The 10,854-nt window shown below is 63.5% G+C and carries 8 protein-coding genes; 6 read left to right on the forward strand and 2 right to left on the reverse strand.

All coding sequences use genetic code 11. The features are described from left to right. Positions 1-259, reverse strand: a 259-nt coding sequence (locus CMI59_RS07290; RefSeq protein WP_293326733.1) for a DNA gyrase subunit A, incomplete at its 3' end; no start/stop codon positions are given. A gap of 376 nt (positions 260-635) precedes the next feature. After that, positions 636-1,133 carry a single-stranded DNA-binding protein gene (locus tag CMI59_RS07295; RefSeq protein WP_293326713.1) on the reverse strand — a complete coding sequence of 166 codons (498 nt, stop codon included), beginning with the start codon at positions 1,131-1,133 and terminating at the stop codon, positions 636-638. A gap of 211 nt (positions 1,134-1,344) precedes the next feature. Between CMI59_RS07295 and CMI59_RS07300 the strand changes: the two genes are divergently transcribed. From CMI59_RS07300 to trmFO, 6 genes are all read left to right on the forward strand, one after another. After that, positions 1,345-2,460 (forward strand): phosphatase PAP2 family protein, encoded by a 1,116-nt coding sequence (locus CMI59_RS07300; protein ID WP_293326716.1) that lies wholly within the window; start codon positions 1,345-1,347, stop codon positions 2,458-2,460. Between the two features lie 91 nt (positions 2,461-2,551). Continuing rightward, on the forward strand, positions 2,552-2,746 hold the full coding sequence (locus tag CMI59_RS07305) for a hypothetical protein (RefSeq protein WP_293326719.1): 195 nt from the start codon (positions 2,552-2,554) through the stop codon (positions 2,744-2,746). 113 nt (positions 2,747-2,859) lie between these two features. Then, the gene (gene uvrA, locus CMI59_RS07310) at positions 2,860-5,925 is read left to right on the forward strand and encodes an excinuclease ABC subunit UvrA (RefSeq protein WP_293326722.1); all 3,066 of its coding nucleotides are present in this window, start codon (positions 2,860-2,862) and stop codon (positions 5,923-5,925) included. A gap of 87 nt (positions 5,926-6,012) precedes the next feature. Beyond that, positions 6,013-8,145 (forward strand): alkaline phosphatase D family protein, encoded by a 2,133-nt coding sequence (locus CMI59_RS07315; protein WP_293326724.1) that lies wholly within the window; start codon positions 6,013-6,015, stop codon positions 8,143-8,145. Positions 8,146-8,239: 94 nt separating this feature from the next. Next, positions 8,240-9,667, forward strand: a complete 1,428-nt coding sequence (locus CMI59_RS07320; RefSeq protein WP_293326727.1) for an amidase family protein — start codon at positions 8,240-8,242, stop codon at positions 9,665-9,667. A 41-nt stretch (positions 9,668-9,708) separates the two neighbouring features. Beyond that, a partial coding sequence (gene trmFO, locus CMI59_RS07325; protein WP_293326730.1) for a methylenetetrahydrofolate--tRNA-(uracil(54)-C(5))-methyltransferase (FADH(2)-oxidizing) TrmFO occupies positions 9,709-10,854 on the forward strand: 1,146 nt, incomplete at its 3' end.

A 10,854-nucleotide genomic window follows, 5' to 3' on the forward strand; every position in this document is an offset into this window, starting at 1 on the left:
GGGCCGATTTGCGATAGGCCTTGTTCCAGTCGTAGCCGTTCTCGTTCATCGAGAAGAGAATGCGGCGATGCACGGGCTTGAGCCCGTCGCGCGCATCCGGCAGCGCACGGCTCACGATCACGCTCATCGCGTAATCGAGATAGGAGGTGCGCATTTCCTCTTCGATGGAAATCGGGGCCACATCGCGCTCGGGCGGCGGGCCGCCGCCTTCGCCGTTTCCGGTGCCGCCACCCTGGCCGCCACCAGGACCGCCGTTCATGCCGTCCCCGTTTCCGGACATCGGCTCGTCGCCCGGCTGATCGGTTTCTGGAGTATCGGACAAGTGTTTTTCGTCTTCTTGAGCGCCCGCCAGAGCTGGAAAAACCGGCCTTGCTGCGTGGCATTTTAAGGGATGAAAAAGAGGCTTCGGAAGAGCTCCGAATCCCCTTTTTTGACTTGCCCACAATCTAGCAGGTCGGTCCTGTCACGGCAACTTCAAAGACCGCGAATGGGGAAGCATAAGACATTGATTTAAAAGAAGAAAAAGTCAGGCCGTCGGCCTGCCCGGAATACGGCAAATGAAAGGCCCCGCCCGCCATGGTTTCAGGCGGAACGGGGCCTTGAATCTTGCCGCCCGGCAATAGGGCGCGAATGCCTCAGAACGGAATTTCGTCGTCGAGGTCCTGGGCGAAATCGTTACCGCCACCGCTGCCGCTGGAGCTGCCACCGCCGCCGCCGAAATCATCATTTCCGTAGCTGCCGCCACCGCCGCCACCGAAGTCGCCGCCGCCGCCCCCGCCACCGCGGGCGTCCAGCATGGTCAGGACGGAATTGAAGCCCTGCAGCACGACTTCCGTCGAATAGCGGTCCTGGCCGGACTGATCCTGCCATTTGCGGGTCTGCAGCGAGCCCTCGAGATAAACCTTGGAGCCCTTCTTCAGATACTGCTCGGCGATCCGGCACAGCCCCTCGCTGAAAATCACCACGCGGTGCCATTCGGTGCGCTCGCGGCGCTCGCCGGAATTCTTGTCGCGCCAGCTTTCCGATGTGGCTATCCGCAGATTTGCGATCGGCCGGCCGTCCTGTGTGCGGCGGATTTCAGGATCCGCGCCCAGATTGCCCACCAGAATGACCTTGTTGACGCTGCCTGCCATATTCGCCTCGCTGTTTTCTGCCTGCGACAGGTTTATCCCCGTCGTATCGCCTTGAACAGGCCGGTCTGCCCGTTCCCGGAATCGCGCAGCTCGTTTCGCTACCCTGTTGTCCTATTCATAAAGCGGGACAAACGCAATTCGGCCATTAACTCTTCCATAAAGTCGTTCGCGCAATCTGGCCTCCGGGATCCCCGGGAGGGCAAACCGGAACATGACCGACTACGCCACGATGCAAAGCGAAAGCAGCGGTAAAAGCTGGAATATCTGGGCCGGTGAGGTCGGGAAGGCTGTCTTCAGCCACCGGCATTATCTGGCGCTTTGCCTGCTTTGCGTCGCAACGGTCTGGCCGTTTCTGGCCCTCTCCGCCCCCGGCGGCGCGGCGCTCCTGTCCCGGAACCTCGCCAGCCTTCTCCTCATCATGGCCATGCCCCTGGCGGTCGTCCTCGTCCTGTGGACCGCCATCTGCGCCGTCCAGACCGGCCTTTCCCATCCGCGCGAGACGCTGAAGCGGGTGCTTGAGGCCAGATATCTCCAGCCCGGGCAAGCCGCCAACCTCCTCACCGTGCTCGTGCCGCTGGCCTTCGTGCTGGCCGGCTTCACGGCGACGAAGGTTTATGTCGGCCACCTGCAGCCCTTCGATCTCGACAGGCCCATCATCGACTGGACCCTCCGGCTGACGGGCGGCGAATTGCCCTGGCAGTTTCTGATGGGGCCCTTCGGCGCCCCCTGGGCGATCAAGGCGCTCGACGGTATCTACTATCTCTGGTTTCCGCTCCTCGCCGCGACCTTCGTTCTCCAGCTTCTCTCCGTCCGCCGTCCTCATCTGCGGCTGCAATTCATCACCACGCTGGCCCTGAACTGGGGGCTTCTCGGCACGTTCGGCGCGCTCGCCCTTGCCTCCGCCGGTCCGGCCTTCCTGCCGGAACTCTGGGGAACCCCGACACCCTTCGACGGCCTCCTCCAGCATCTCCACGCCATCAACGGCAATGAGCACAGCCTGATGGCGCTCTCGGTGCAAAGCGGCCTGTGGTCGATCTTCTCCCTGAAAGGCACCATCGCGGGTGCTGGCATTTCGGCCATGCCCAGCATCCACGTCGCGATGGCCACCACGCTGGCCTTGCTGGGCTGGCGGCTGGGACGCATCTGGGGGATCGCCCTGACCGCCTTTGCCGTCGCGATCTTCATCGGCTCCATCATGCTCGCCTTCCACTATGCGCTGGACGGCATTGTCGGTGCTGCCGCGGCCATCCTCATCTGGACGGTATCCGGCTGGATGATCGACCGGGCCCACCCGCGCGCCCTCGAACCGCTTCCCCGCCAGGACTGACGGTCTCCGACCAACCTCACTTGTTCTTGTTTTGTTCATATCAAGGCGCTAGCATTCTCACGTGACAGCGAGTCTAGCCGGAGACCGACCGATGAATGCCGCAGAAAACTGGATGGCCTTGTGCGATAATCTCGACCAGACGACGGACCAGTTCATGACAGCCCTTGAGAGGGTGAACCGCCGCCTTATCGCCTTCGGGCGACGCCCCCTGACGGAAGAGGACGTCCTCGCCGTCGAAGACCGCGCCCCCGACGCAAATATTCTGCCTTTTCGCAGTCCGGATTGAGCCCGCCCCTTGAAGGCGGACGCTCCGGGCTACATACATGAGTGGTTGAGAGACGGGACCGTCTCCTCTCCCCGTCTTTCCATGCCTTCCCCATTGAGTACCGGCCCCCCGACATGAGCACCACGCGCAGCAAAAAAGCCGCCACCGGCAAGACCGACAAATCCGCGCCGGCGGATATCACGCGCGCCATCCGCGTCGTCGGCGCCCGCGAGCACAATCTGAAGAACGTCTCGGTGGAACTGCCGCGCGACGAACTCATCGTCATCACCGGTCTTTCCGGTTCGGGCAAATCCTCTCTCGCCTTCGACACCATCTATGCCGAAGGCCAGCGGCGCTATGTCGAAAGCCTGTCGGCCTATGCCCGCCAGTTCCTGGAGATGATGCAGAAGCCGGATGTCGACCAGATCGACGGCCTCTCGCCCGCCATCTCCATCGAGCAGAAGACGACTTCGCGCAATCCGCGCTCGACCGTCGGCACGGTGACGGAGATCTACGACTATATGCGCCTGCTCTGGGCGCGCGTCGGCATCCCCTATTCGCCCGCGACGGGCCTTCCCATCGAAAGCCAGACCGTGACGCAGATGGTGGACCGCGTGATGGCGCTGCCGGAAGGCACAAGGCTTTACCTGCTGGCCCCCATCGTGCGCGGCCGCAAGGGCGAATACCGCAAGGATTTCGCCGAACTCCAGAAAAAGGGCTTCCAGCGCGTCAAGGTCGACGGCGAGTTCTACGAAATCGACGACGTGCCGGCGCTGAACAAGAAGCTCAAGCACGACATCGACGTGGTGGTCGACCGTATCGTGGTGCGCGACGATCTCGGCAATCGCCTCGCGGACAGTTTCGAGATCGCGTTGGGGCTTGCCGACGGCATCGCCGTGGTGGAACTCGCCGACAGGAAGGAAGGCAAGGAAGACGCCGAACGCATCATCTTCTCGTCGCGCTTCGCCTGCCCCGTGTCGGGCTTCACCATCGACGAAATCGAGCCGCGGCTCTTTTCCTTCAACAATCCCTTTGGCGCCTGCCCGAGCTGCGACGGTCTCGGGACGCAGTTCTACATGGACCCGGAACTGGTCGTGCCCGATCCCGGCCTCTCCCTGAAGAACGGCGCCATCGCGCCCTGGTCGCGCTCCACCTCGCCCTACTACACCCAAACCCTTCAGGCGCTTTCGCGGCAGTACAAATTCTCCATGGCGCAGCCCTGGTCGAAGCTGCCGGAGGAAGCGCAGAACGTCATCCTTTACGGGTCGGGCGACGAAATCGTTACCTTCACCTATGACGACGGCATGCGGTCCTACAAGACCAAGAAGCCGTTCGAAGGCGTGATCCCGAACCTCGAGCGCCGCTGGCGCGAAACCGACAGCGCCTGGGCGCGCGAGGAGATCGAGCGCTATCAGGGCGTCACCGATTGCGAGGAATGCGGCGGCTACCGCCTGAAGCCGGAAGCGCTGGCAGTGAAGATCGCCGGCCTCCATATCGGCCAGCTTTCGCAAATGTCGATCCGTCAGGCGGATGAATGGTTCCGCGACCTCGACAAGGATCTGAACAAGAAGCAGAAGGACATCGCCGCGCGCATCCTCAAGGAGATCCGCGAGCGCCTTCACTTCCTCAACAATGTCGGCCTCGAATATCTGACGCTCTCGCGCAATTCCGGCACGCTGTCGGGCGGCGAGAGCCAGCGCATCCGTCTGGCCTCGCAAATCGGCTCAGGCCTGACCGGCGTTCTCTACGTGCTGGACGAGCCGTCCATCGGCCTCCATCAGCGCGACAATGACCGCCTGCTCGACACGCTCAAGCGCCTGCGCGACCTCGGCAACACGGTCATCGTGGTCGAGCATGACGAAGACGCCATCCGCTCGGCCGATTATGTAGTCGATATGGGCCCCGGCGCAGGCGTGCATGGCGGCGAAGTCGTCGCGGAAGGCACGCCCGACGACATCATGCGCAATGCCGACAGCCTGACAGGCCAGTATCTCACCGGCTTCCGCCAGATCGAGGTGCCCGCCGAGCGCCGCACGGGAAACGGCAAGTCGCTCAAGGTGACCGGCGCCAGAGAAAACAATCTGAAAGACGTGACGGCGGAAATACCGCTCGGCGTCTTCACCTGCGTCACCGGTGTGTCCGGCGGCGGCAAGTCCACCCTGCTCATCGAAACGATTTACAAGGCGGTGGCGCGCAGGCTCAACAATGCGCGCGAACATCCCGGCGCCTTCGACGAGATTTTCGGACTCGAACATCTCGACAAGATCATCGATATCGACCAGTCGCCCATCGGGCGCACGCCGCGCTCGAACCCCGCAACCTATACCGGCGCCTTCACCTTCATCCGCGACTGGTTTGCGGAACTGCCGGAATCGCGCGCCCGCGGTTACAAGCCTGGCCGCTTCTCGTTCAATGTGAAGGGCGGCCGCTGCGAGGTCTGTCAGGGCGACGGCGTCATCAAGATCGAGATGCACTTCCTGCCGGACGTCTATGTGGAATGCGACGCCTGCCACGGCCATCGCTACAACCGCGAAACGCTGGAAGTGAAGTTCAAGGGCAAGTCGATCGCCGACGTGCTCGAGATGACGGTCGAGGAAGCCGCCGACTTCTTCAAGGCCGTTCCCGCCGTGCGCGATAAGATGGAAGTCCTGAAGCGCGTGGGCCTGGGCTACATCAAGGTCGGCCAGCAGGCGACGACGCTTTCCGGCGGCGAGGCGCAGCGCGTGAAGCTCGCCAAGGAATTGTCGAAGCGTGCGACCGGACGAACCATCTACATCCTGGATGAACCGACCACCGGCCTCCACTTCCACGACGTGGCGAAGCTGCTCGATGTGCTGCATGAGCTTGTCGACAATGGCAACACGGTGGTGGTGATCGAGCACAATCTCGAAGTCATCAAGACCGCCGACTGGCTTCTCGACCTGGGACCGGAAGGCGGCGATGGCGGCGGCGAGATCGTGGCCTTCGGGACGCCGGAAGATGTAGCCGCCGAAGCGCGCTCCTATACCGGCCGATATCTGAAGACCATGTTTTCCCGTAAGCCTCTCCAGAGCAAGACGACGGAGGGCAAGAAGACGGGTGGCCAGAGCGGCGCCAAGCGAAGCGCCGCCGCGGCCAGCCGCTCCGGGCCTGCGAAGAAAGCCCCCACCACGCGGCGCAAATCGCCATCCGCATCTTCGCGTCGAAAAACGGCCAAATAACAGGCCGCTCCCGAAATCCAGGCGTATCCGTCCGGCGTCAAACTTCCTATAAGAGAAGCCTGACGTGAGGTGGCTGGGGACAGCAAAATGCTGAAAGGCGACGGGGCGCGGCCGAGCCGACGCGACTTTCTGAAATTGTTTGGCGCGGCGGCGGGCTGCTATGCCCTCACGGCCTCGCCCGTTCCGTTTCTGGCGCGCCTGAACCGGGCCGAAGCCGCGCCGGGCCAGTTCCATTTTCCGCAAGGTCTGGCCTCGGGGGACCCGCAGCCCGACGCCGTTCTGCTCTGGACGCGCGTGGCGCGGATTGCGGGCAATGACGATCCCGTTGCCCAGCCGCTCAACGGCTCCATCGACCTCTATGTCCAGGTCGCGAAGGACGAGGCGTTCGAGAGCCTCGTTCTCGAACGTACGGTGCGGGCGCCGGCCGAAGCCGACCATACCGTCCGCCTGCTTGTCGACGGCCTTCAGCCGGACACGATCTACTACTACCGTTTCTACGCAGGCAGCGACACCTCCCACCTGATCGGGCGTACACGGACGGCCCCGCCCCCGGATGCGGACCGGCCCGTGCGTTTCGCCTTTGTGTCCTGTCAGAATTACGAACAGGGTTTCTATGGGGCCTGGCGACGTCTGGTAAATGACGACATCGCCGCGCCGCCGGAGCGCCAACTCGATTTCGTGCTTCATCTGGGCGATTTCATTTACGAGGTCGCGGGCGATGTGCCTCAGGACCAGACGCCTGCCCGGCTCGTCGGCCATATGCCGGACGGATCCGACCCATGGGAGCCGGATGGTTCGCATCCCTGGTGGCAGCGCGGCGCACAGGCCGCCGTGACGAAGGACGACTATCGCTATCTCTACATGGTCTATCTCAGCGACCCTGACATTCAGGCCGCCCGTGCCCGCTTTCCCATCATCGCGACATGGGACGATCACGAGTTTTCAAACGATGCCTGGCAGTCCGCCGCCACCTATTTTGACGATGCGACGCCCGCGCAGAGCCGCAAGCTGGCCGCCAACGCCGCCTGGTTCGAATTCGTGCCCGCGATCCTCACCGGCGCAAGCTCGCTCGACGACATCGCCTCCGAGGCCGCCGACTTCAAAATTGCGACGGTGAAGGACGAGCCCTTCGGCGATCCCGATGACGGCTTCCTCCTGCAGGACAAATCGAATATCGCCGCGCTCGACAGCATCACCATTTACCGGACGCTCCGCTGGGGCTCCCTGCTCGACCTCATCCTGACGGATTTGCGCTCCTATCGCAGTCCGCCGGTGATGACGAAAGAGGTGAAGGAGCTGACGAAGGGAGCGCCACTTCCACCAATCGATATCGTCACAACGCTCGATGCCGGACGTATGGCGAATGGCGGCAAGCCGCCCGCGACCATCTCCTATGGCGACAAGGAAATCGCCAATCCCCGCGCCGACCTGCCGCCCGGCACCATGATGGGCGCGCGCCAGAAGCGCTGGTTCAAGGCCGTGCTGAAAGCCTCGAAGGCGCGCTGGCGGTTCTGGGGCAGTTCCGTCCCTGCGCTCTCCATGCGCCTGGACCTTTCATCGGTCCCCATGGCGGACTATCGGGACGGCTATGTCGGCACGGATGGCTGGCAGGGCTATCCCGGCGAGTTGCGCGAGCTCATGGCCTATGTGCGCGCCAGCGGCATCACCAATCTCGTGACGTTGTCGGGCGACTATCACGCTTTCGCCGCGGGCCGGCTGCCGGTGGACCCGGATGCGGAAACGCCGACCTTCCCGGCTGCGGAGTTCATGAGCGGCGCCATCAGCTCCGGCGATTTGTTCTCCAGCGTCGAGCGCGCCGCAAGCGGCAACGATACGTTCTACCGCATCACTGTCGTGAAGGATGCCGACGGCAACGACCTGCCCAACTGGAACAACACGCTGGTGAACGGGTTCCGCTGCGGCCTCGTGACCTCTTATGCAGGCAAGGGCTGGGGCGACTGGTTCGTGAACGATCGGGCGAGCCCCGGGCTTTCCTATGTCGACTCGCGCGGGCACGGTTTTTCGCTTGTGACCGTGACCGAAAACGCCATCGTCGTGGAACAGATGAATGTGGGCGACGTGTCGCACGACGCAGGCCCCACCGGCCCCGATATCCGGCACAAGGCGCGTTTCGTCGTGAAGAGCTGGGGACCGGGCGAGGATGCGGTCATCGAGGGCCCTCTCTTCACCGGGAAACCGCCTTATCCGTACTCGGAGTAATTTTTACTCACACACGCCCGATTTGACCCGGCCTCCCCAACCGCTAATCTTTTCCCCATAGATACCGATCGCGAAAACAAGGGGAGGAACGAGGATGCCGTTCAAGGAATACGCCGACTATGACGGGCTGGGCCTGGCCGGGCTGGTGGAAAAGGGAGAGGTCACGCCCGCCGAACTGGCCGAGGAGGCGATTGCGCGGGTCGAACGGCACAACGGGACGCTCAATGCCGTGGTTCACAAGGCCTATGACGAGGCGCTCGAAACGGCGAAAGGCCCCCTCCCCGATGGCCCGTTCAAGGGCGTTCCCTTCCTGATCAAGGATCTGGGCATCCAGGTGAAAGGCTGGCCGCGCACCTCCGGCAGCCGCTTCGTGGCCGATATCGTGGATACCGAAGACACCGAGCTGACCAAACGCTACCGCGCATCCGGCGCCGTACTGTTCGGCAAGACCAATACGCCGGAATACGGCATCACCGGAACGACGGAATCAACGCTGCTCGGCCCCTGCCGGAACCCCTGGGACCCGGAGCGCATCTCCGGCGGTTCGTCGGGCGGCGCGGCCTCGGCTACGGCGGCGGGCATCGTGCCGCTGGCCCATGCCTCGGACGGGCTCGGCTCGATCCGTATCCCGGCGGCCTGTTGCGGCCTTTTCGGCCTGAAAGTGACGCGCGACCGCAATCCGCAAGGCCCCGGCGACTATGACCGCGCCATCGGCTTCAGCGTCGACCATGTGGTGAGCCGCACGGTGCGCGACAGCGCCGCCATGCTGGATGCGACGGGATACCCCGAACCCGCCTCGCCTTACGCGCCGCCGCCCAAGGCTGCACCCTATATGGAAGAAATCACCAAGAACCCCGGCAAGCTGAAAATCGCCTGGTCGCCGGAAACGCCGAGCGGGCGGCCCATCCTGCCGGAAATTCAGGCGGCGCTCGAAAAGACGGCAGACCTTCTGGAAAAGCTCGGCCACGAGGTCGTGCCGACGGGGCTGGGCGTCGATTATCGCACCCTCTACCGCGCGCAGGGGCTGGTTTCCGCGTCGAACTTTGCCGCCGGCATGATGCGCCGCATCGAGGCGATGGGCCGGGAACCGCGCGAGGACGAGCTGGAACCCAACACTTGGGCGGGCTTCAAGGGCGGCCAGAAAGTCACCGGCGCACAGGCCATGTGGGGCTGGCAGCAGCTTCGCCTGATGAACCGGCAGATCCTCGGCCTGTTTGAGGATTTCGATGTCTATCTCTGCCCGGTACTGGGCGACCTCCAGCCGGAAATCGGCCATCTGACCGCCGATCAGGAGCCCAAGGAGCTGAACCGCCGGCAGAGCCGCGTCTTCCCCTTCACCCCGCCCTTCAATTTCACCGGCCAGCCCTCCATGTCCGTGCCGCTCTGGCAGTCAGAAAACGGCCTGCCCATCGGCATGATGTTCACCGGCCGCTATGCCGACGAGGCAACGCTCTTCCGCCTCGCCGCCCAGCTCGAAAAGGAATGTGCCTGGAAGGACCGGAAGCCGAAAGTGTGGGATTGAGGGTCTGGAACTGAGCCGGGGCTGATGCTATCTCCTGCGACATGACAGAAAGCATCAAACCCGTTCACGTGATCGGCGCCGGCATGGCCGGCTCGGAAGCCACATGGGCGCTCGCGCAAGCCGGCGTGCCCGTCGTCCTGCATGAAATGCGCCCCGTGGTGAAAACCGACGCGCATGAGACGGACGGCTTTGCGGAGATGGTCTGCTCCAACTCCTTCCGCTCCGACGATCCCGAGCAGAACGCCGTCGGCCTGCTGCATGAAGAGATGCGCCGGGCGGGCTCGCTGATGATGGAAGCCGCCGAACAGGCAAAAGTGCCCGCGGGCGGCGCGCTGGCCGTGGACCGGGACATCTTCTCCGGCGTCATCACCGAACGCCTCTCGAACCATCCGCTGGTGACGGTGGAGCGCGGCGAGGTGGACGGCCTGCCGCCCGAAGACTGGGACAATGTGATTATCGCCACTGGCCCGCTGACCTCGGCAAAGCTCGGCACGGCCATCGGCGAACTGACCGGCGACGACGAACTCGCCTTTTTCGATGCCATCGCCCCGATCGTCTACAAGGAGACGATCGACATGTCCGTCTGCTGGTACCAGTCGCGATATGACCGCGTGGGATCGGGCGGCGAAGGCGCAGGCGGCGCGGGCAAGGACTACATCAATTGTCCGCTCGACAAGGAGCAATACGAGACCTTCATCCGTGCCCTGATCGAAAGCGAGAAGACCGAATTCAAGGAATGGGAAAAATCCACCCCCTATTTCAACGGCTGCCTGCCTATCGAGGTCATGGCCGAACGCGGCGTCGAGACCCTGCGCTACGGCCCCATGAAACCGGTCGGCCTCACCAATCCGCATAACCCGGATGTGAAGCCCTATGCGGTGATCCAGCTCCGTCAGGACAACAAGCTCGGCACGCTCTACAACCTCGTCGGCTTCCAGACCAAGATGAAGCACGGCGAACAGAAGCGCGTCTTCCGCACCATTCCCGGCCTTGAAAAGGCGGAGTTTGCGCGGCTCGGCGGCCTGCACCGCAACACCTTCCTGAACAGCCCGACGCTTCTCGATCATGCCATGCGGCTGAAGGCGCAGCCGCGCCTGCGTTTCGCCGGCCAGATCACCGGCGTCGAAGGCTATGTGGAAAGCGGCGCCATGGGCATTCTGGCAGGACGGTTCGCCGCCGCCGAAAGA

The organism is Parvibaculum sp. (assembly GCF_002684405.1).
In the GTDB taxonomy this organism is placed as follows: Bacteria; Pseudomonadota; Alphaproteobacteria; order Parvibaculales; family Parvibaculaceae; genus Parvibaculum.